We start from the raw sequence: 21836 nt of genomic DNA on the forward strand, positions 1-21836 counted from the left end.
CCGGGAGCGAGGAGGTCGTGGGCGGGGTACTCCGCCGAGCGGCAGCGACCGAGAGCGTCACGGCGATGGCCGCGCCATCGCCGTGGACGCACCTCAGCCCGGCGGCTGGAGGCAGTTCTCGTCGGACTTGAGGACCGAGAGCGTCACGGGATGACTGGCGTCCAGCGGAATGGAGGCGGGCGGGGACTGGAAGCAGACGCGCCAGTCGGCTTCGGCTTCTGTCGAAGGGGTGCGGCCCTGGGGACTCAGGTCCTTCACCTCGACGGCGGTTCCGGGCGGCAGTGCCTCCCGCGCGTGCTTCAGCGACGTGCTGACCAGCTTCGGCATGTAAGCGCCTGACCAGGCCGAGGGTGTTGCTCCCCCGGAACTCGTGCCACTGGGCTGCGGCGAGCCGGCCGACGGTGTGGCGGACGCGGGCTTGTCCGTACCGGCGTCCGATGACTTCGCCGTGCAGGCCGTCACGGCGAGGAGCCCGCCGGCGACGACGACGGCTGCGATGTGGATGGCGTTGGGTTTCCGCATCCGGCCATGCTCACCGCCGCGTCGGCCCGGCAGGAGGGGTGTGACGATCCTGTGACGGACCAGGGGCCAACTCGTCTCGTTCTCCCGGGACTACGCCGGGGGTGTGCTGCCGACGCCCTTGCATGCCGAGCGGAGGTAGCCGTACATCTGGGAGCGGGAGGCGGCGCCGACCTTGGCATTGGCCACGACCGCGTAGTTGCCGAGCGCAACGCGTACGTTCCGGTCGCTCGCCTTGTTCTGCTTGACGTGCAGGTCGGCCGACAGCCGGTCGGCGGCGGTCTGCGCCGCCGAGCCGTCGCTCGACTGCCCGGTGTAGGACGGGTAGCTCCGCTGGAACGCCGCAATGTCCTGGAACGCCCTGTCGCAGAGCTTCTTGTCTGCGGCGCGGCCGGCTGACGGCCAGTTGCGGGTCAGCGTGAGCACCGCGACGCCCACCAGGAGTACGACGAGCAAGCCGATCCCGATCACCCTTGTCCTCTCGTACGAGACCGCGGTCGTTGCCTGGGCGCCGACCGGTGGCTCAGGGTCTGACCTGGACTCGGGCAGGCCCAGGGGGGCCGGGGCGACGATCCGGGCGGTCCGCTGGGTCGCTTTCGGCGCCCCGAGCAGGGCCAGCGCCTCCGGGATGTCCGGTCGCCCGTTCGGGTCCTTGTCGAGGAGCGCCGTGATGAGGGGGGCGAGGTGGCCGGCGTGCCCGGCCGGCGGGGGCTCTTCGAACAACACCGCCGTCAGGCAGCCGGTGGGCGTGCCGCGGCGGAACGGTGAGAGGCCCTCCACGGCCTGGTACAGCGTCACCCCGAGCGAGAACAGGTCGCTCTCCGGGAGCCCGTCGGTGCCGCGGGCCCGCTCGGGAGCCATGTACTCCACCGAGCCGATGAGCGCCCCGCTCGTGGTCAGCGCCGTGTCCGACGGGTGGACCGCGATGCCGAAGTCGGTGAGGAGGACGTCGCCGCTCTTGGTGAGCATGACGTTCGCCGGCTTGATGTCGCGGTGCACGATGCCCGCCTCGTGCGCCGCGCCGAGCGCCCGCAGGAGTGCCCGCGCGACTCGTTCGGTTTCTTCCGGCGACAGCCGCCCCTGCGCGGCCAGGTGTTCGGCGAGCGAGCAGCCGTCGACCAGCTGCATGACGATCCACGGGAGGTGGCCGTCGACGACGACGTCGTGTACGGCGACGACATGGGCGTGGTCACGCAGCCGGGCCGCATTGCGCGCCTCGCGGGCGGCGCGCGCCAGACGTCCGGCCTGCTCGGTCTCGGAGAGTGCCGGCGGCAGCCAGAGCTCCTTGACGGCCACGTCGATGCGGAGGGTCTCGTCGTGGGCCTTCCAGACCCGTCCGAAACCACCCGAACCGAGGTCGGTGACCAGCCGGTAGCGTCCGCCGACCATCTGACCCGGTTGCGTACTGCTCATTGCGGCCCCCCGCCTCGATGCAGATCCGTACCCGCGGTTCCGTTCCTGCCGTCCCGCTCAACTCGACCTGGCGGCAGTCACTTTACTGGGTGGACACGGCTCGTCCCGGGAGCGCTGTACGGAGCGCTCGGCAGGCCGGCCCGCCCCGGGATGCCCCGGTCCGGCTCCTTCGGATGCCGGACCGGGCCGTCACCCGACTTCCCGGCGGCCTGCGAGGCGGAGCCACCACCAGTGCCCGGGGTGCCATTGGCGGCGCGCGGCGAAGGGATCCGGCAGCGTGCGCCAGCCTGGTACCGCCGCAGCGCGCGGGCCGGTGGCACCGGGGTAGACGTAGTAGTCGCCGGACAACCCCTCCACTCGATGTATCGCGAGGCTCGTGCGAGCGGAGAGGCCGTGGATCCGATCCGGGGGCGGGCTGTTCCAGGCGCGAGGACCTGGCTGGGGGGCGCGCAGGGCGCCGGGCCGGCTACGCGGCATCGGCCTTTCGGTATGCAGTCATGCAGATCATCATGTCAGGGCCCGGGCCCCGACATCGACGGAGATGCGAACGGCACCGCTCCCTCGGCCACTGCTCGGCCCCCGCTCGCACGGGGCTCAGTCGAAGTCGAAGGTGGCGACGACGGGGGCGTGGTCGGACTCCGGGTACTTCTCGTCGGTCGCGAAGGCGAGCGAGTCGTCGTGGAGGAGTTCGTTGTGGATTTCCGAGCCGCGGTAGTGGGCCAGGAGGTTACGGGTGACGAGCATGTGGTCGATCATCTGGCCGCGGCCGTGGTGGAAGAGGGTGTAGCGCGCGTCGTTCGGGATGGTGTGCTCGATGGGGACCAGGACGCGCGGGGCGAGGTCGCCGTTGTTGGTGTCCTCGACGTTGCCGCAGATCGCCAGGACCGGAACCTCCTCGGGCTCGGCGTTGAAGTCGCCGGCGACGATGATGCGTGCCTCGGGGTCGTCGTCCAGGATCTGGTCGACCAGGCGCCGCACTTCCAGGGCCTGGCTCATGCGCTTCATCGACGACAGGAAGCTGCCTTCGGCCCAGGAGTCGGCGGTACGCCAGTTGCCCTTCTTGGGGTCGATCACCTGGCCGGGGATCTCGCTGGGGATCTTCGATTTCAGGTGCACGGTGATGATGTGCAGCAGGCGGCCGGGTTCTGCGTGGTCGATGTCGATCTGCGCGTGCAGGATGGGCCGCTCGATCACGATCGGCACCGGCGCCGTGTCGGGGGGTGCGGCGGTGAGCCGCTGGTAACGGGGCTCGGCGACCAGGTCGTTCTTCAACTGCTGGTGCTTGATGACCGGCAGGTGCGTGGCGATGACCAGGTTGCGGAAATCGAAGACGGCGTCGTCGTCGGGCTTGGTGCTGACCAGGGAGGCGCCGTCCAGGTTGGTCCCGGTGAGCAGCTCTTTGAGCGCCAGCAGGGCGCGCGGCTGGCCGGGGCGCTCTTGCCCGTGGACTTCCTGGAAGCAGGCGATGTCGGCGCGCAGCCGTCTGATCTGCGGTTTCATCAGCTTGATGCGCTGATCCAGGGTGGGATGCGCGGTCGGCGCGGTCTCGTCGAAGTTCTCCAGGTTGAACGTGGCGATCCGGATCTGCGTCACGGGTGCCTCCAGGGCTCGTTCGGTGGATGGGTACACAACGTAACGATATTGATTACATACCGTGAGGGAAGTGGCCCGGTGTTTCGCCGGCTGTCACACCGTCGGCCGGGACCCGCCGTCGGTGTTCCGCTCATCGCCGCCGAGCCGCGCATCCGCGCGCCGCGGTGCTGGGCCTGCTGGGAGTGCACGGGCTGGCCGAGGACGCCGGCGGATCACCGTACCGGTGCAGTTCCTGGCCAGCGGGACGACCAGATGGTGCAGCGGGACCACGGCCTGGCCTGCCCTGTTCGACGCCTTGGCCTCGGCCGAGAAGACGCTGCACGCCAGCCCCGGCAAGCACGGAGACGTGCCGCTGGCAGGAACTGGACGTCGAGCTCGGGTTGCGGCCGGAGTGCGGCGCCCGCGACGCGCACTGGTCACGGCCTACGCTCCGGAACCCGTGACCGGGTGTGCCAGGTGGGGCGGCGGGCGGGGTCCGGTCGCATGAAGGGGGAGGCGGGGGGTATTCGCGGTTCCACCGGGGCGAGAGCCGCCTTCCGGGACCGAAGAGGAGACTGCCGTGCTGACTGGCCGCCCCGCTGTGCTGAACAGCCTTCTCGAACGCTACGAAAGGCTGAGGGTGATGTACGCCGAAGGCGGGAGCAGCGAGGTCCGGCAGCGGATGGACGACATCGCCCGCACGCTCTGCACCTTCACCGGCACAAAGGACTTCGACAGTGCGCTCCTCGCGGTCCGCAGCCGGCACCCGGGCAACCGCGCCAAGGACGAGCCCCTCCTCGTGAACTGACTGCCCGTGCCCGTCCCACGGTGCGGGCCTCGGTACGGCCGGCTGGGCACCCCTCCGGGGGCGTGTCCGAAAGCCGGGTTTGCGGAGCCGGGACGTGCCGAGGACCAACTGCGGGCGCTCGACTTCCCCGAAGCGGACTTCGGGGATCTCAGCGACCACATGCCGACCCACTGTGAACGCCTCGTCGACGGCGGTGGTCCGCAGCCGGTGGCCCCACAGGGATGACCTCGGCACGTACTCCGGTGCGGCTGCTTGCCTCGGGGCCCCCGCCGTGCGTGTCATGTGCGTGGCGAACCTCCGGGGCCGACGGTGAGGGAACCATGGTGAAACGTCCCGCGCGCCGTTCCCTGCTCGTGGCCGGGGCCGGTGGATCGTTCGCGGCCGTGTCCGCGGCCCTCATGCTGCGGGGCCGCCCCGGGGCGCCGGGGCCGGCGCCGTCCTCCGCCCCGCCCGCTTCGTCCACCTCCGGTGCCGGCACGCTGCGTACCGACCTGGCCGTACGCAGCCGGCTGCTCGGCCGGGACGTCCCGTACAGCCTCTACCTGCCCGCCGGGGCCGGCACCGCACCCGGGAGCGGCGTGCCGGGCGGCAGGATCCCCGTTCTCTTCCTGCTGCACGGAGCGAGCGGGAACCACACCGACTGGGTCGTCAAGGGCGGCATCGTGCCGACCCTGGACCGGGCCGTCGTGGCGGGCCGGATCCCGTCGTGCGCCCTGGTCATGCCGGACGCGAGGCGCGACCCCGGCAGACCGGGGGGAGGCCAGGAAGAGACGTTCTACATCAACGACGCAGGATCCGGCGGTGGCGCCCTGCGTTACGAGGACATGTTCATCGAGGAGTTCCTCCCGGCCGTCGAACAGGCCCACGGGCTCGGCGGCCGGGCTGAGAAGAGGGCCGTCGCAGGACTCTCCATGGGCGGATACGGCGCGCTGATGTACGCCCTGCGGTACCCGGGCCTGTTCGGCGCCGCCGCCGGGCTGAGTACGGCGCACTTCACCGCCGAGGGGTACCGCGCGATGCCGATGGGGGAGTGGAACCGCTTCTTCGGTCATGCCTTCGGCCGGGACCTGGCCGGCTCCGCCCGGCTGACGGACCGGTCCAAGGAGTACAACCTGGCCGCCACCATCCGGCGCACCGCGCCCGACCGGCTGCGCCGCACCCGCTACCACCTCGGCTGCGGCACCGAGGACGTCAACTACCTGCCGGGGACCGAGGACCTGCACACCGCGTTCTCGGCCCGCGGCGTGGGCGCCGACGTGCTCCTGCAGCCGGGCGGCCACGGCTGGTCCTACTGGAGCGTCGCGGCGGAGCCGATGCTGGCCTTCGTCGGACGGCAGCTCGGCTGACCGGCGGCCCTCGTTGCGGGTTCAGCGGGGCCGCAGTCCGTCGAACACCACCTTGAAGATCAGCTCCCGGGGCGCCGGATCCGCCCCGAGCTGTTCCAGCGCATTGCCGGTGCCGGCCAGAAGGGCGATGAGCTCCGGCATGCCCAGCTCCGGTCGGACGGCACCCGCCCGTTGCGCCCCGGCCAGCAGCTCGGTCAGACGCGTCCGGATCTCCATGGACGGCTCCTGCAAGGACGCGTGTGCGTCCACCCCGGCTGCGGCGAGAGCCCGGGTGAACTCGCCCTTGCCCAGGGACTTCTCCACGATCAGGCGGAAGCACGCGAAGAAGGCCTCGGCGGGTCCGGCCTCGGCCGCCAGCTGCGCGATCCGGGCTGCGATCGCCTCCAGCCTGCGCACCATCACGGCCGCCAGCAACGCCTCCTTCGTCGGGAAGTGCCGGAAGAGCGTACCGACTCCGACGCCGGCGGCCCGGGCGATCTGCTCGGTCGGCACGTCCACGCCGGAGGTGGTGAACACCTCCGTGGCGACGTCGAGCAGCCTGGCCCGGTTGCGGGCCGCGTCCGCCCGCAATGCGCGCCCCTTGGCGCCACCCATCCCTCTACCGTCCCTTCCCGTCAAGGGCGAAGTCGCCCCTGGACAACCGGAGTTGTCAGTCCGTATCGTGAAACCGGAGTCCCTGGTCCGATTCTAGCCGTGCGTCCCACTGGAGGTTGATCATGTCCGGAACGCTGTCACCACGCGAGGTCTTCCAGAAGCTGATCGAGGGCATCGCCGCGGGGCGGTACACGGAGCTGGCCGAGCTCTACGCCGAGGACGCGGTGGTGGAGACGGTTTTCGAGCCGGTCGGTCCCCGCCGGTTCGAGGGGCGGGCCGTGCTCAAGGAGCGGTTCGCGCAGGTCGCGGCACATTCGCCGGTGGAGCTGACCCCGCTGAACGTGGTCGTCCGGGAGACGGACGACGCGGAGGTGGTCGTCGCCGAGTTCGACTACCGCGTGCACCACCGGGTGACCGGCAAGACCTTCGAGTCCGCCAACGTCCAGGTGCTGCGGGTCCGTGACGGCCTGATCGTCGGCAGTAGGGACTACCACGACCACCTGGCCCTCGCGGTGGCCAGTGGCCGTCTGCCCGAACTGGTGACGGCACTGGAAGAACGAGAGTAGCGCCGGCGCGGTACTCCCGGGTGGGGAGGCCGTGCCGTGCCGGTGAACTTCCCCGCCCGGGCGGGTGAGGGAACGGCTCAACCCCTGTCGGTGTCCGCAGGGGCCCGGCTACAACCCTGTCGTGCCCACCCGCGGCGCAAGTGTTCCCTTCGGCGGCGGCCGCTCTCCGGCGCGCCCGTCCGCTGCCTCCGACCGGCTGCGTCAAGGCCCGTTCCCGGGGCAGGGGCTGCGTGAAGGTCAGTGAGACGAAGGGACGGACAGGTCATGGCAGGAGCACTGGTGGCGGGAGGGTGGGGGCTGTGCGCGGGGGCGGCCCTGCTGGTGGGTGCGGCGGTCGGGTCCTTGTTCCGGGTTCCCGCCCAGTGGATCGCGCTCATCATGGCCTTCGGCAGCGGAGTGCTGATCTCGGCCGTGTCCTTCGAACTCGTGGAAAAGGCGTACGACCAGGGGGGTGTCCTGCCGACTGCCGCCGGGGCGGTGGCCGGGGCGACCGCGTACTCCCTCGCCAACGTGTTCCTGTCCCGGCGCGGCGCCCGGCACCGCAAGCGCTCGGACGCACGCCAGCCCTCCGAAGAGGAGCAGCCCGGTTCGGGCAACGCGATCGCCCTGGGCGCACTGCTCGACGGAATCCCCGAGTCGGTGGTCATCGGCACCAGCCTGCTGGGCGGGGGGAGCATCGGCATGGCCACGGTCGCCGCCGTCTTCATCAGCAACGTCCCGGAAGGGATGGCCAGTGCGTCGGGAATGCAGCGCGCGGGTCGCAGCCGCACGTACGTCTTCACCTTGTGGGCGGCCATCGCAGTGGTGTCGGGGCTCGCCGCGCTGGCCGGTTACGCGTTCCTCGGCGGTGCTTCCGGTACGTGGATGGCCGCGATCACGGCGGTGGCCGCCGGGGCGATCCTCGCGATGATCGCGGACACCATGATCCCGGAGGCATTCGAGAAGGCGCACCTCCTCGCCGGCCTCACCACGGTTCTGGGCTTCCTCGCCGCCTTCGTCCTGTCCCACCTCTGAGGTCCTGGAGCCGGTGGGGATTCGGCTGGTGGTGCGAACGGCGCCCAGGACGCCGGCGCCCCGCACGGTGGGAGGGCCGGCGAAAAAACCCTCTGCTTCCTGTCACACCTGCGCCGCCCCATCCGTCAGTGCTGTGAGAACGCCGACCAGGCAGACACGAAGGAGCTCCAGCCATGACCGACACCACCACCTCGATCTCCCGCATGCCGAACCCGGGCGCGTTCGTACCGGAGCTGGCGGACGTCAGCGCCGCCCTCTTCCGGGCCACGGGCAACCGCTCGGTGCCGCGTACCACCGTCAGCCTGGTGCACCTGCGGGCCGGCCAGATCGTCGGGAACACCTACCTGACGATCCTGAACACCAGCTTCCTCCGCAAGCTCGGGGAGACCGAGGAGCGCATCACCGCCGTCGCCTCCTGGCAGGACGCCCCGTACTTCACCGGCGCCGAGCGCGCCGCCCTCGCCCTGGTGGAGGCCACCCTGCAACCGGCCCCGCACGGCCGGGAGCGGGTCACCGACGAGCTGTACGCCGAGGTGGCCGAGCACTACGACGAGAAGGCCCTGGCCACCCTCACCATCGCGATCGGCCAGATCAGCTTCTTCATCGCCCTCGCGGTCATCGGCAAGCCCGCCCCGGTGGCCTCCCTGGCCGACCAGCAGTGGGACTGAACCACCTCAGGACCACCTCAGGACCACCTCAGGCCGTTTCGTACTCGCCCTGGATCCGCATGTGCGCGCCGGCCGCCCAGGTGTAGGGGATCCGGCCGGGGGGCACCCAGCCGCCGTCCCTCGGGCGGCACGCGAAGACCGTGGCGACACTGCCGCCGTGCGCGATGACGGGGGTGAGCCCCTTCCACGTGCCGCGGGTGCCGTCGCGGTAGCGGCCGGTGCCCTGCCAGCCCCACTCGGTGCTGCCGACCCCCGCCGCCGCGAGCGGCAAGGACGCCTTGACCTCGCCGGAACCGAGCTTGCTTCCGGAGCCCCAGGACAGCTCGGCGACGTACAGGACGGTGGTGCCGATCCGCGCGTACCGGCCGCCCGGGACGGCCGAGCCGAGTGCGGCCAGGCCCGACCAGGCCGGCGTGTACGGCGTCCAGGTCAGGCTGTCGGCCCGTCGGTAGGTGTCCCAGCCGGTGCCGTTCCAGCGCAGCAGGTCGCTGCCGTCTTCGTGGTACGGGCCGCTGTGTGGGGCGGCGGCCGCGGCCAGGGAGAGGGCTTGTTCGATGGTGGGCCGGTCTCCGGGCCCCTTCGCGAGGAGGGCGGTGATCAGCGAGGCCAGCGGGGTGTCGCCGCCTTGCGGTGGTGGGGGATCGTGCAGTGCCACCGCCGCGAACGTGGCGGTCGGGGTGTCGCGCCGGAAGGGCGAGGTGCCTTCCAGCGCCTCGTACAGGGTGACGCCGAGCGAGAAGAGATCGCCGGCGCCCCGGTCCTCACCCCCGTTGAGCCTCTCCGGGGCCATGTACTCGGCCGAGCCGACGACCCCGCCGGTCACGGTGAGCCGCGTGTCGGTCAGGTGGACGGCGATGCCGAAGTCGGTGAGCAGCACGTCCCCGTCCAGGGTCAGCATCACGTTGGCGGGCTTGAGGTCACGGTGCACGATCCCCGCCGCGTGGGCCGCCTCCAGGGCCTTGAGCAGGGCGGTGGCCACCTTCGTCACGCGCGCGGCCGGCATCCTGCCCTCCACCCGCAGGTACTCGCTCAGTGAGCACCCTTCGACGAGGCGCATCACGATCCAGGGGGTGCCCTCTTCGACGACCACGTCGTGGACGGCGACGATGTGCGCCTTGTCGCGCAGCTTCGCCGCGTTGCGGGCCTCTCGTGCCGCACGGGCCAGCCGTTCATCCTGTTCGTGCTCCCGGCCGGCCTGCTGCGGCAACCAGACCTCCTTGACCGCCACCTCCACGTCCAGCGCCTCGTCGTGCGCCCTCCAGACCCGTCCGAAGCCCCCGGACCCCAAAGGACCGACGAGCCGGTAGCGCCCGCCGATCGCCCGGCCCGGTTGCGCCTGCGCCTGCCCCTGCGCCTGCTCCTGCGCTGTCAACCTCGCCCGCCATTCCCCCGGTTGCCGGTCCGATCACGCGTGAGGTGGCCGGGATCCGAGGCTACGGACTCATGCGGCGGGCTTCAATGACGCGGCATCCGCCCGCTCGGGCGCGCGGATGCCGCTCCTTACGGCCTGGTTCACGGCCCGATCTCGAACCGGGGCGGCTTGAGGTCCTTGAGGCATCCGGTGTTCGGGGCGGTCGGGGTGTCGAAGAACGAGACGGTGATCTCCTGCGCGCACTTCGAGGTGGCGAACACCACGTGGGGTTCGTAGGGGATCGTGACGACGGTGGCGTTGCCCAGGGTGCGGGCGACGTAGGGGCCGTTGGCCGCACCGGTCTGGGCGTCGAAGCCTCCCGAGAGGGCCAGGGTGGGTATGTCGCTCTTCGTGGCGTCCCGGATCGAGCGCGGTGCGGCAGGGACGTTCCAGGCGGCGCAGTCCTCACGGAGGAAGGTCAGCTGCGGGGCCTGGGCCTGCACCGAGCGGGGGAACGTCGGGAAGGCTTCCTGGCCTCCCTTGAGCGCCTGGTCCTGGGTCTCGTACGGCGTCCACTCGCTGCAGAAGACGCCGTAGACGAGACCGTGGGACGTCCTGCCGATGGCCTGGGGGCTGTACTTGCCGCCCGCGTACTGCCGGGCGATCCGCTGGGGCTTGCCGTGGGCCAGCTCGTCGAGGGCCGCGGGTACCTGGGGCGCCACGTGGGTCGCGGAGGTCAGCCAGGTCACCAGGGCTGCGCCGTCGAGGACGACCTTCACCTGCTTGTCGCTGTCGGGGAGCGTGACGGTGGTGGTGACCGGCTTGGCTTCGAGGTCGCGGACGAGGCGTTCGAAGGTGGCCGACAGGTTCGGATAGCGTCGGTTGCAGGCGGGCTGCTGCGCGCAGGCCTTGAACAGGCCGTCGAAGCCCTGCTTGGCGGCGCTCCAGGTCAGGGCCGACCCTGCCGTGGACGGCGGCAGGATGCCGTCGATGCCGACCGCGCGGATGCCCTCCGGGTGCAGGCGCATGTAGACCAGCGCCAGCTGGGTGCCGTAGGAGATGCCGAACACGTTCCACTGCTTGAGGCCCAGCGCGGTCCGCAGGTCCGCGAGGTCGGCGGAGCTCTCGATGTCGTTGTAGGCGCTGAGGTCGGCCCCGGCGGCCGCGAGTCGGTCGCGGCAGGCCTTGGTGGCCTGGACGTGCTCGCGCTCGGTGGACGACGCGCCGGAAACGAGCCCGGTCGCGCGCGCGTTGAACTCGTCGATGTTGCGGCAGGTCAGCGCCGGATCGGCCGAGTACGCGCCCCGCTGGGACATGAGGATCACGTCCCGGTCGCGGTTCAGGCCGCCGTCGACGGCCATCTTCGCCTCGCCGACCGCGTCGTCGCCGGGGCCGCCGGCGAGCCACACGATCGGGTCCGGCTTCGGCGTCGCCGCCACCGCAGGCACGATCGCGACGCCGAGCTTGATGGTGCGGCTGTTCGGCTTGGCGCGGTTCTCGGGCACGGTGAGCGTCCCGCAGCGGGCTCCCTTGAGTTCGGCGATCGGCTCCGCCGTCTTCGGGCACGGGCCCGCCTCGTAGTGGGCCCCGCCCGCCTTCCCGGTGGCCGTTCCGGTCGGCGTTCCCGGGTCGTCCTGCGCTTGCGCGGGCGCCGCGAGCAGGCCGGTGATGAGGAGCCCGGTCGCCGCGCCGGCCGCAGTGGCCTGGATCCGGCGTACGGTGCGCCGGGGGCGGTGCGCTGGGTGGGAAGCCATCTGTCCTCCCGGTCACTTCGGGGTGATCGTGAACGGTTTCGGGGAGAGACCGGCGACACAACCGGTGTCGGGCGCGGTCGGACGGGCGAGGAACGAAGCCAGCACCTCCTGCGCGCAAGGCGACTGGGGGACCACCCAGTGCCCGATCCCGGGAATCAGCACGGAGGTGGAGCGGGACAGGGTGCGGGACGCGTCCTTCGCGTAGCCCGCCCCCGTCTTCACGTCGAAGGATCCGGAGATGACGAGCGCCGGCACCGAGCTCACGGTGGCCACCCGGTGCTCGGCCGCCTGGTCCTTGACGCCCCAGACCCGGCACACGTCGTACTGGAAGGGCAACTGCGGTACCTGTGCCAGGACCGATTCCGGCCACCCCGGGAAGGCCCGGCGCCCCGCGTTCAGCACGTCGGACTCCGAGGTGCCCGCGACCCACTCCGCGCACGCCACGGACTGCGTGAGGCCGTGCGCGTTCTGACCGAGGGACAGGACCGAGTCCTTCGCGCGGGCCTGCGCGAAGCGCTGCGGATTGCCCTGGCCGAGCTCCGTGAGCGCCGCCGGGAGGTCGACCGGCTTGACGCCGAAGGAGACGATCAGGTTCAGCAGGGTGCCTCCGTCGAGAACCACCTTCACCGGGTTCCCACCGCTCGGCGGACGGGCGTTCATGGTCAGCGGCTGGGCCTCCAGCTTGCGCACCTGCTCGTTCAGGGTGGTGCGCAGGTCCGGGTAGCGGTCCTTGCAGCGGGGCTCGGCCGCGCACGCGTCAAGGATGTTGCCGATCCCCTCCCGGGCGCTGCCCCAGCCCCACGGCAGGATCGTGACCTGCGGCGGACTGGGCGAGTCCAGCGCCACCGCGCGGATCCCCTGGGGGTGCATGCGCAACAGGGTGAGGGCCAGGTTGGTGCCGTAGGAGTACCCGTAGACGTTCCACTGCGCGATGCCGAGGGCCGTGCGCAGATCGGCGAAGTCGGTTGCGTTCTCGGCGCTGTTGTAGGCGCTCAGGTCGGTCCCGTCCGCCGTCAGGCGGTCCCGGCACTCCTTCACCGCCTTCAGCATGAGCTGCTTCGCCTGGGCGGCGTCCCAACCGAAGGCGACCGACTTCGCGTTGAACCGGTCGATCTCCGGGCAGGTGAGCTCCGGCTGGTCGTAGCGGTTCCCGCGCTGGGCCATGACGATCAGTTCACGGTCCTTGTTCAGGCCGGAGTCGATCACGAAGGGCAGGTCGTCGAACGTGTCCCCGCCGGGACCACCCGCCATGAACACCACGGGGTCGGCGGCGGGCTTCGCCGAGACGGCGGGAATGACCGCCACGGCCAGCTTGATGGTCCGCCCGCCGGGCCGGGCGCGGTTTTCCGGGACCTCCAGGAATCCGCACCGCGCCTTGCTCAGGGCGGCGACCGGCTCGGGCGTCTTCGGGCAGGGGCCGGGCACGAACCGCGACGCCGGAAGCGCCCCACCCGATCCCGGGAGCCGACCGTGCGGTGACGCCGCGCTGCTCGGTGCCGGGCCTGCCGCCGCCAGGAAGACCAGCGCGGCTGCTGCGGCCGACACGCTGCTCAGCGCGCCACCGGACCGCCGTCCCGGGGCACACCGGCGTCCGGCGCCCGTTCGTGATCTGCCGTGGTCTGCCATGGGATCCCGTTCCTCCTTGCCCGCAGCGGTGGCTGCTGCCCTGCCGCGGACAACACCGCAGCGGTATGGGCGGAACGCACGTAATGGACGATACCGGGCGGCGTGCGCACACGCACACGGACGGCCGAACCGCCTGGTAGCGGGCACGGCGGCCGGCACCAGCCTGCCCCAGGCAGCCCGCATCGGTGGGATGACCGATGTGCGGGAGGCGGGGCCTTGGCCATAGTCCTCGGGAGATCGATCGCCGGATGGCCGTGGCGCACCCGGCTCTTGAAAGGACAGACCTTCTGTGGACGTACAAGCGGACCTGGTGTTTCTCGGTGGGCGAGTGGTCACGGTCGACGCGGAGTTCAGCGTCGCCTCGGCCCTGGCGGTGACCGGTGGAATCATCAGTGCCGTCGGCGGCAGTGAGGACGTCGCGCCGCTCGTCGGACCCGGCACCCGCGTCGTCGACCTGCGCGGGGCGACGCTGCTTCCCGGCATCAACGATTCGCATCTGCACGGATGCGCCTTCGGCATGTCGACGCCGCCGCTCTCCCTCGACCTCGGCCATCCCGCCGTCGGCTGCCTCGCGGACGTGACCGAGGCGGTACGGGAGGCCGCCGGGCGGGTTCCGGACGGGCAGTGGATCACGGGGCACGGCTGGGACACCGGATACCTCGACGAGTGCGTCGGTGATCCGTCGCGGCTGCCCTCGCGGAGCGACCTCGACGCCGTGAGCCCGGACCACCCCGTCGTCCTGTACTCCTTCTCCGGACACGCCACCTGGGTCAACTCCAAGGCGCTGGAGCTCATGGGGATCGACCGGCACACCGTCGCCCCGCCCGGCGGGGCCATCGTCGTGGACGACGCCGGGGAGCCGACCGGACTGCTCCACGAGGGGGCCCAGGCCCTGGTCCAGAACGCGCTGCCGCCGCTCGGCCTGCAGGAGCGGACCGACGCGATCAGGTCCACCCTCGCCACGCTCGCCGGGCTCGGCGTGACCAGCTACACCGAGCCCGGGCTCGGCCCCGGCGGCGCCGGCATCATGCGGGGCGCGCTCGGCCCGGAGACCCTCGACGTCTACCGCCGACTGCTGGCCGACGGTGAACTGACCGCCCGCGTCGGGGTCCTGCTCCTGCCCACCGGAATGGCGAGCACCGCCGAGGAGTTCGCACGCACCCTCACCGCCCTCGGTGAGTCCCGCGACGCCGACCCGCGCCGCCTCGCGATCCACGGGGTGAAGATCTTCGCCGACGGCATCGTCCCCAACAAGACCGCCTGGATGCACCAGCCGTACGTCGGCGGTGGCTGCGGCTCCCTCTGCGTCGGCGGAGACACCGACGCCGAGCGCACCGCCGAGATCGACGCCATGATCCGGCACGCCCACGCCGCCGGACACCAGCTGGGCGTCCACGTCACCGGCGACCGGGCCATCGACACCGTCGCGGACGCCTTCGCCGCGGCCCTGGCCGAGCACCCGCGCCCCGACGCCCGCCACTACGTCATCCACGGCGACTTCCTCACGGCGCACAGCATGAAGGTGCTGGCCGCACACGGCTTCGGCGTCAACATGAACCCCACCATCAAGTGGACCGTCGCCGACATGGAGGAGGCGTTCGTCGGCGCAGAACGGGCCGCGTACGCATGGCCGTACCGCGACGCCATCGACGCCGGCGTGCGGGTCGCCAGCGGATCCGACGCCCCCGTCACGTACCCGGACTGGCGCCAGGGCGTCGCCACCATGATGCTGCGCGAGTCGAAGGCCGCCGGCCGGGTCAGCGGCCCCGAGCAGCGCATCGGCCTGGCCGAGGCGATCCGTACGTACACCATCGACGCGGCCTGGCAGGACTTCGCCGACGACTGGAAGGGCTCCTTGGAGCCCGGCAAGGCCGCCGACCTCTGCGTGCTCGACGGGGACCTGCTCACCGCCGACCCCCACGACATCCCGCAGCTGCCCGTCGTCCTCACCGTCGTGGACGGACAGGTCGTGCACGACGCCCTGCGCGATTGACCTACTCCCGGTACATGATCATCCTGGGACGATGGCAACGGAGCGGAGCACGGCGGACATCCTGGACGCGGCCGTCCACGTCCGTGACACCGCCAGGAGCGCCGCGGCCGGCGCGACCGGCGTGGACACGGTCCTGGCGGCGCTGTCCGAGGTGATGGACCACGACCACGCCTCCCTGTCCCGGTGGGATCCGCTGCGCCGGCGTCACACCACCCTGGCCGGGAGCTACCCGGACGACGCCACGGCCTACATCGAGACCCGACTCCACCACGACCCGGTGTTCCCCGTGCTGCGCAGCCCGGCCCAGGGCGGTCTCTGGCTCGGGGACGTCCCCGGGCCGCTCCTGGCGGCGTCCCCGGGCTTCCAGGAGGTGTTGCGTCCCCTCGGCATCGAGGACGGCGTGGCCCAGTGCCTGTTCGCCGCGGACGGCCGGTACGTCGGCATGCTGAACGTCAGCATCCGACGGCCGCGGCGCACGCCCGATCCGGCGCGCGCCGTGTTCACCCTGCTCACCGAGGCCCTTGCCGCGGCCGTCGACCTCCACGGAGGCCCGCCGTCGGCGGAGGCCGCCGCCGCCGACCCCGTCGCGAGCCGGGCCGCCGCGGACGCGCGTCGGCTGGGCTCGCGGCGGCCCGGCGGTCTCTCGCCACGGGAGCTCCAGGTGCTGGCCGAGCTGACCGCCGGCCGCACCAACCGCGAGATCGCCGAGCGGCTGTACATCACGCCGCGCACCGTGGGCACCCATGTCGAGCACATCCTCGCCAAGCTCGACCTCCCCAACCGTGCGGCGGCCGCCGCCCGAGCCGCCGCCTGGGGCGTCACAGCCTCCCGCTGACCAACGAACCCCTGCACGAGGGGCGTCGGGGCAACCGCCGTCCCGTCAGCTGCCGTCCACCGCCGAATCCTGCCGTGCGCTGCGCAGGACCACCGTGCTGTGCGACTCCAGCCGCAGCACGCTGCCCGCCTTCAGTTCGCGCTCGTCCGGGGCGTCCGTGGTCGCGGTGTCGACCAGCAGCGTCCAGCGGGCCGCGAACCGGTCGCCGGGGAGGCGGAAGTCGACGGCCGTGTCCGAGCTGTTGAACATCAGGAGGAAGGAGTCGTCGGTGACCCGGTTGCCGTAGCGGTCCGGCTCGGTGATGGCCTCTCCGTTGAGGAACATGGTGAGCGGGCCGGCCTTCGGCCACGTCCAGTCCTCGTCCTCCATCGGCGAGGCGTCGGGGCGCAGCCATTCGACGTCCGCGGGCATGCGGCCCGCATGCCCGGCCGCCCGCCCGGAGAAGAAGCGCCGGCGCCGCAGCACGGGGTGGTTGCGGCGCAGCCGGATGAGGCCGGAGGTGAAGTCGAGGAGCCGGCGCCCGCTCTCGTCGACGTCCCAGTCGATCCAGGTGGTCGGGTTGTCCTGGCAGTACGCGTTGTTGTTGCCGCCCTGGGTACGGCCCAGCTCGTCCCCGTGGCTGATCATCGGGATGCCCTGGGAGAGGATCAGCGTGGTCAGCAGGTTGCGCTGCTGCCGCTCCCGCAGGGCCAGGACGCCGGGGTCGTCCGTCTCGCCCTCCGCCCCGCAGTTCCAGGACCTGTTGTGGTCCTCGCCGTCCCGCCCCTCCTCACCGTTCTCCTCGTTGCGCTTCCCCTCGTACGAGACCAGGTCGCGCAGGGTGAACCCGTCGTGGGCGGTCACGAAGTTGACGCTGGCGAGCGGGCGGCGCCGGTCGTGTTCGTAGAGGTCGGCGGAGCCGGTGATGCGGGAGGCGAACTCGCCGAGCGCACCCTCGGTGCCGCGCCAGTAGTCGCGGACGGCGTCGCGGTAGCGCCCGTTCCACTCCGACCACAGCGGCGGGAAGTTGCCGACCTGGTAGCCGCCCTCGCCGAGGTCCCAGGGTTCGGCGATGAGTTTGACGCGGCTGATCACCGGGTCCTGCTGGATGACGTCGAAGAAGGCGGAGAGCCGGTCCACCTCGTGGAACTGGCGGGCGAGGGTGGCGGCGAGGTCGAACCGGAAGCCGTCGACGTGCATCTCCTGGACCCAGTAGCGCAAGGAGTCCATGATCAGCTGCAGCACGTTGGGATGGCGCATCAGCAGGCTGTTGCCGGTGCCCGTGGTGTCGTAGTACTGCGAGCGGTCGTCGTCGACCAGCCGGTAGTAGGCCGCGTTGTCGATCCCCTTGAACGCCAGCACGGGTCCCTTGTCGTTGCCCTCGGCGGTGTGGTTGTAGACGACGTCGAGGATGACCTCGATGCCTGCCGCGTGCAGGGCCTTCACCATCTGCTTGAACTCGGTGACCTGGGCTCCGCGGCCTCCGGTGGCCGCGTAGGCGTTGTGCGGGGCGAAGAAACCGATGGTGTTGTAACCTCAGTAGTTGGACAGGCCCTTCTCGGCCAGGTGGCCGTCCTGGACGAACTGGTGCACCGGCATCAGTTCCAGCGCGGTCACCCCGAGGCCGGTGAGGTGGTCGAGGAGGGCGGGGTGGGCGATGCCCGCGTACGTGCCGCGCAGTTCCTCGGGCAGGGCGGGGTGGGTGCGGGTGAGGCCGCGTACGTGGCCCTCGTAGATGACGCTCTCGGCGTACGCGTGACCCGGGGGCTGGTCGCCGCCCCAGTCGAAGCTGCGGTCGGTGACCACCGACAGCATGGTGTGGCCCACGCTGTCCAGGGTGTTGGGCTCCGCGCCGTCCGCGAAACGGTGGCCGTAGAGCGACTCGTGGTGGTCGAGCTGTCCGTCGATGGCGGTCGCGTACGGGTCGAGCAGCAGCTTGGCCGGATTGCAACGGTGCCCGGCGGCCGGGTCGAAGGGGCCGCTGACGCGGTAGCCGTACCGCTGGCCGGGGCCCACGTCCGGGAGGTGGATGTGCCACGCGGACCGGTCGATCTCGCTCATCGGTACGCGGGTCTCGTGCCCGTCGTCGTCGAGCAGAACCAGATCCACGCCCTCGGCGACCTCGGAGAACAGTGCGAAGTTGGTTCCGGAGCCGTCGTACGTCGCTCCCAGGGGATACGGTTTGCCCGTCCATGTGCGCATATGGTCAGGTTAGTGTCGGCGAGGGTCCCAGGACTGCTGGTCCGCCGGTCCAGGGTGTCGCGCCCCCGCGGCGCCGGCGGCCCTCACGACGGTGGTGTCCCGCGCGGGGCGCGCCCGGCCGGCGGCCGGGGGGGCCCTACGCCGTGTCCGCCCTCGCCGTGGCGGCGGCGGCCTGGGCGGGCTCCGCCGCCGTCGACCCGGACGACTCCTGGTACCGGCGGCTGGGCAAGCCCGCCTGGCAGCCGCCGGACTGGGTCTTCGGCGCGGTCTGGACCCCCTTGTACACCGGCATCGCCTGGGCGGGCGGCCGTGCGTGGAACGCGGCGCCGCCCGGCCGCCGGGCCGCCCTGGCCGCGAGCCTGGCGGCCAACCTGACCCTGAACGCGGGCTGGAACTGGCTGTTCTTCCAGGCCCGCAGCGCCGCCGCCGGCCTCGCCGGCACGCTGGCACTGGACCTCGGCAACGCCGACCTGATCCGGCGCACCGCCCACGCGGACGGGGCGGCCGCGGCCGCCCTGGTGCCGTACGCCGCCTGGTGCGGCTTCGCCACGGCCCTGAACGCCTCACTCGTACGCCGCAACCGGACCGGCTGACGGACCCGCAGCGGTCCGCGGGGGCGAGGAACAGCGCACGGCGCCGGGCCGCTGATCGCGGCCGGACACGCATGAGCGGGCCGAGGCGGGTTACACGGCGTCAATGAGACCTGAACGCAGCGCTTGCGCGCCACCGGGGAGCCTCACCGTACTGTGGCTGCTGCCGGTACAGGCGGCCCTGATGGTCGGCGTGGGGCTGATGGTCACCGGTCCGCTCGCGGACCAGTGGCCGCTGGCGGCGGAAGACGGCATCAACCGCGCCCTGGCCGCGCACCGGGGCGGCCCCGCCGGCCCGTTCTCGGAGTGGCTGTCCCTGCTGGCCGGTACCCAGAGCATCATCGCCCTGACCGTTCTCGCCGTCGTGGCCATGCCGGCCTTCTCCCGGGGCCGGTGGCTGCGGGAGGCGGTCTTCCTGGCCGCGGCCGTGGCCGCGCAGTCGGCGGTCTTCCTGCTGGTCACCCTGGTCGTGGAGCGGTCGCGTCCGCACGTGCCCCAGCTGGATGCCGCCCCGCCGACCTCCAGCTTCCCCTCGGGGCACGTCGGGGCGTCGGTCGCCCTCTTCGGCGGCCTCGCCGTCCTCGTGGCGCTCCACCCGCGCGGGGCCCGGCGGTGGATGCGGTACGCCGTGATCTCCGCCCTGCTCCTGATTCCGGTGGCCGTGGCGTTCTCCCGGGTCTACCGGGGGATGCACCACCCGTCCGACGTGGTGGGCGGGCTGCTCAACGGCACCTGCACCCTGCTCGTCATGGCGTATGCGGTGCTGCTGCCGACGCGGTCCGGGCCCTTCGCGCTTCCGGCCTCCGGCGCCGTCCCGGCGGGCCGGCTCCCGGCCGCCCGCACCACCCGCGACCACGACGGGACGCCCCGGCGGGCCGTGGTGGTGCGTCACCCGCACGGCTGCGGCCCGGAACTGGCCGAACGCGTACGCGGGGTCCTGCGCCGCCACGGCTACGCCGACCAGGCGTGGACGGCGACTTCCGCCGAGCGCGCCGCCGGCGACCTCGCCGACCGGATCGCCGACGGGGACACCGCCCTCGTCGTGGTCTGCGGTGGCGACGGCACCGTACGCGCCTGCGCCGACGTGCTGGCCGGCACCGGGATCCCGCTCGCGGTGGTCCCCTGCGGCACCGGCAACCTGCTGGCGCGCAACCTGCGGCTGCCCGCCGACCCGGCCGCCGCGCTGGAAGCGGCCCTGTCGGGGGAGCCCGCGCGGATCGACGTGGGCCGCGTCGGGGGCGACGGGCCGGGCCACGCCCGCTTCACCGTCATGGCGGGAGCCGGCTTCGACGCAGCCATGGTCGGCGACGCCTCCCAGCGGGTGAAGGAACGCCTCGGCTGGGCCGCGTACGTGCTGTCCGCCGTCCGCCACCTCGGGGACCCCCGCATGCGCCTGTCGATCCGGCTGGACGGGGGCCCCGTACGGGAGCGCCGCGCCCGCATGGTCGTCATCGGCAACGTCGGCAGCCTGCAGGGCGGGCTCCCGCTGCTGCCCGACGCCCGGCCCGACAGCGGCCGGCTGGAGGTGGTGCTGCTCGACCCGCGGGGCGTTCGCGGCTGGCTCGCGGCGGCGGGACACCTTGCGGCGCGCATGCTGCCCGGCCGGGCGGCGGCCGGTCCCGGCGGCGGGGACGGCAGGGTGGCCGGCGGAGCGCTGGAGTACTTCAGTGCCGTACGCGTCGACATCCGCTTCGCCCGGCCCCAGCCGCGCGAGCTCGACGGTGACGTCATCGGCGTCGGCACGCGGCTGAGCGCCGAGGTGGAACCGGGCGCGCTGCGGATCTGGCTTCCGCCGCGGACACCGGCCGAGCACGCCCGTACGGGCGCGGCCGCGGCCGTTTCCGCTGCCGAGGACACGGCCGGGGTGCCCTCCGGGCGGTCCGGATACACCGTCGGCGGCTGAACAGCACTACGGGGCATACGACTTCGACAGGAGGTGAAGGCCATGGGAACCGCGACGCGGGTACCGCAGCGCGAGGACGTGGCGGCCGCGGCAGCCGCACCGGAGGTGCAGGGCGAGGAGCTGTCCGCCGAGGAGGCCTTGTCCGCGCTGCGGCGCCACGGGGGCTGGAGCCTCGTAAGGGACTCCTTCATCCGGTTCCGGTACGCCGACGGCTTCAGCCACTCCAGGGCGCTGGCCCTGCAGACGGTGCTGTCGATCGTCCCGCTGGCCATCGCCGTCATCGGGCTGTCCAGCGCACTGCACACCGAGGACATCGGCCGCGTCGCGGAACTGACGATCCGCCGGCTGGCGAGCGGGCCGAGCCAGGAGGTGGTGGACGACGCGCTGGAGCAGAGCCGGCACCAGGGCGGGGACGGGAGCCAGGTCGCCCTCTGGCTCGGCCTGCTGTTCTCCGTCGTGAACGTGACCACCGCCCTGTGCCAGGTGGAGCGGGGCGCCAACCGCATCTACGGCACGGAACGCGACCGGCCGTTCCTGCACAAGTACACCCGCGGGCTGGTCATGTCCGTGCTGGCCGGGCTGCCCCTCGGGCTCAGCTTCGCGGTCACCGTCCTCGGCGCCCACCTGAGCCGTGCCGTGGCACAGGTGTACCACCTCGGCCCGGGCGCCGTACGCGCGTGGGACCTGCTGCGCTGGCCCTCGGGGGTGGTGCTGGCCATCCTCGCCACCAGCGCCATCTTCCGCCTGTCCCCCCGCCGCACCCAGCCCGGTTACACCTGGCTGGCCTTCGGTGCGACGGTGTACCTGGTGCTGTGGCTGCTGGCGACGTGGGGGCTGAGCCTGTACGTCGGCGCCAGCGGCTCCTTCGCCACCGTGTACGGGCCCCTCAGCGCGTTCGTGTCCCTGCTGCTGTGGTCCTACCTGACCTCGATGGCCCTGTTCCTGGGGCTGGCCTTCGCCGCCCAACTGGAGGCCGTACGGGCAGGCGTGACCGAACCGGTCACGGAGGATCCCGGCGTCTGAACGCGCCCCGCGGCCCGGACGTGTGGCGCGTCCCGGGCGCGGGGCGCGCGAGGCGGTCCTCACGCGCGACAGAGAAACCC

At 72.2% G+C, this 21836-nt stretch carries 17 protein-coding genes and 1 pseudogene; 10 read left to right on the plus strand and 8 right to left on the minus strand.

Features of this window, described 5'->3' with window-relative positions; translation table 11 throughout:
• Positions 1-93 precede the first annotated feature (93 nt).
• The 3 genes from ABZ128_RS12955 to ABZ128_RS12965 form a co-directional block, all read right to left on the minus strand.
• Positions 94-522, minus strand: a complete 429-nt coding sequence (locus ABZ128_RS12955; RefSeq protein WP_356848072.1) for a hypothetical protein — start codon at positions 520-522, stop codon at positions 94-96.
• Positions 523-612: 90 nt separating this feature from the next.
• The gene (locus tag ABZ128_RS12960) at positions 613-1932 is read right to left on the minus strand and encodes a serine/threonine-protein kinase (RefSeq protein ID WP_356848074.1); all 1320 of its coding nucleotides are present in this window, start codon (positions 1930-1932) and stop codon (positions 613-615) included.
• Positions 1933-2526: 594 nt separating this feature from the next.
• Positions 2527-3561 (minus strand): endonuclease/exonuclease/phosphatase family protein, encoded by a 1035-nt coding sequence (locus ABZ128_RS12965; protein ID WP_356848075.1) that lies wholly within the window; start codon positions 3559-3561, stop codon positions 2527-2529.
• Between the two features lie 523 nt (positions 3562-4084).
• On the opposite strand from ABZ128_RS12965, the gene ABZ128_RS12970 reads away from it, so the two are divergent.
• Together ABZ128_RS12970 and ABZ128_RS12975 are read left to right on the plus strand one after the other, a co-directional pair.
• Positions 4085-4312, plus strand: coding sequence for a DUF5133 domain-containing protein (locus tag ABZ128_RS12970; RefSeq protein ID WP_356848077.1), 228 nt, complete (start codon positions 4085-4087; stop codon positions 4310-4312).
• Positions 4313-4632: 320 nt separating this feature from the next.
• Positions 4633-5658, plus strand: a complete 1026-nt coding sequence (locus ABZ128_RS12975) for an alpha/beta hydrolase family protein (RefSeq protein ID WP_356848078.1) — start codon at positions 4633-4635, stop codon at positions 5656-5658.
• 21 nt (positions 5659-5679) lie between these two features.
• Here ABZ128_RS12975 and ABZ128_RS12980 read toward each other — a convergent pair whose 3' ends face one another.
• Positions 5680-6252: a TetR/AcrR family transcriptional regulator gene (locus ABZ128_RS12980; RefSeq protein WP_356848079.1), complete on the minus strand. Its 573-nt coding sequence runs from the start codon at positions 6250-6252 to the stop codon at positions 5680-5682.
• A 122-nt stretch (positions 6253-6374) separates the two neighbouring features.
• Here ABZ128_RS12980 and ABZ128_RS12985 point away from each other — a divergent pair, with 122 nt between their 5' ends.
• From ABZ128_RS12985 to ABZ128_RS12995, 3 genes are all read left to right on the plus strand, one after another.
• Complete coding sequence (locus ABZ128_RS12985) at positions 6375-6818, plus strand: nuclear transport factor 2 family protein (protein ID WP_356848081.1); 444 nt, start codon at positions 6375-6377, stop codon at positions 6816-6818.
• Between the two features lie 264 nt (positions 6819-7082).
• On the plus strand, positions 7083-7832 hold the full coding sequence (locus ABZ128_RS12990) for a ZIP family zinc transporter (protein ID WP_356848082.1): 750 nt from the start codon (positions 7083-7085) through the stop codon (positions 7830-7832).
• Between the two features lie 173 nt (positions 7833-8005).
• The gene (locus ABZ128_RS12995) at positions 8006-8500 is read left to right on the plus strand and encodes a carboxymuconolactone decarboxylase family protein (protein WP_356848083.1); all 495 of its coding nucleotides are present in this window, start codon (positions 8006-8008) and stop codon (positions 8498-8500) included.
• Between the two features lie 28 nt (positions 8501-8528).
• Here ABZ128_RS12995 and ABZ128_RS13000 read toward each other — a convergent pair whose 3' ends face one another.
• From ABZ128_RS13000 to ABZ128_RS13010, 3 genes are all read right to left on the minus strand, one after another.
• On the minus strand, positions 8529-9872 hold the full coding sequence (locus tag ABZ128_RS13000) for a serine/threonine-protein kinase (protein ID WP_356848085.1): 1344 nt from the start codon (positions 9870-9872) through the stop codon (positions 8529-8531).
• Between the two features lie 140 nt (positions 9873-10012).
• The gene (locus tag ABZ128_RS13005; RefSeq protein ID WP_356848087.1) at positions 10013-11605 is read right to left on the minus strand and encodes an alpha/beta fold hydrolase; all 1593 of its coding nucleotides are present in this window, start codon (positions 11603-11605) and stop codon (positions 10013-10015) included.
• Between the two features lie 12 nt (positions 11606-11617).
• The gene (locus ABZ128_RS13010; protein ID WP_356848089.1) at positions 11618-13150 is read right to left on the minus strand and encodes an alpha/beta fold hydrolase; all 1533 of its coding nucleotides are present in this window, start codon (positions 13148-13150) and stop codon (positions 11618-11620) included.
• A gap of 370 nt (positions 13151-13520) precedes the next feature.
• Here ABZ128_RS13010 and ABZ128_RS13015 point away from each other — a divergent pair, with 370 nt between their 5' ends.
• Together ABZ128_RS13015 and ABZ128_RS13020 are read left to right on the plus strand one after the other, a co-directional pair.
• Positions 13521-15224 carry an amidohydrolase gene (locus ABZ128_RS13015; protein WP_356848091.1) on the plus strand — a complete coding sequence of 568 codons (1704 nt, stop codon included), beginning with the start codon at positions 13521-13523 and terminating at the stop codon, positions 15222-15224.
• A 31-nt stretch (positions 15225-15255) separates the two neighbouring features.
• Complete coding sequence (locus tag ABZ128_RS13020) at positions 15256-16059, plus strand: LuxR C-terminal-related transcriptional regulator (RefSeq protein WP_356848092.1); 804 nt, start codon at positions 15256-15258, stop codon at positions 16057-16059.
• A gap of 45 nt (positions 16060-16104) precedes the next feature.
• On the opposite strand, the pseudogene glgX reads toward ABZ128_RS13020, so the two are convergent.
• Positions 16105-18240, minus strand: a pseudogene (gene glgX / locus ABZ128_RS13025) (glycogen debranching protein GlgX).
• Between the two features lie 143 nt (positions 18241-18383).
• On the opposite strand from glgX, the gene ABZ128_RS13030 reads away from it, so the two are divergent.
• The 3 genes from ABZ128_RS13030 (at position 18384) to ABZ128_RS13040 (ending at position 21756) form a co-directional block, all read left to right on the plus strand.
• On the plus strand, positions 18384-18833 hold the full coding sequence (locus tag ABZ128_RS13030; RefSeq protein ID WP_356848093.1) for a TspO/MBR family protein: 450 nt from the start codon (positions 18384-18386) through the stop codon (positions 18831-18833).
• Positions 18834-18936: 103 nt separating this feature from the next.
• Complete coding sequence (locus ABZ128_RS13035; RefSeq protein WP_356848095.1) at positions 18937-20733, plus strand: diacylglycerol kinase family protein; 1797 nt, start codon at positions 18937-18939, stop codon at positions 20731-20733.
• A 42-nt stretch (positions 20734-20775) separates the two neighbouring features.
• A complete protein-coding gene (locus ABZ128_RS13040) occupies positions 20776-21756 on the plus strand; it encodes a YihY/virulence factor BrkB family protein (protein WP_356848096.1) in 981 nt (326 codons plus the stop codon).
• The last annotated feature ends 80 nt before the right edge of the window (positions 21757-21836 follow it).

The sequence above is a fragment of the Streptomyces sp. NPDC006326 genome (assembly GCF_040612915.1).
In the GTDB taxonomy this organism is placed as follows: domain Bacteria; phylum Actinomycetota; class Actinomycetes; order Streptomycetales; family Streptomycetaceae; genus Streptomyces.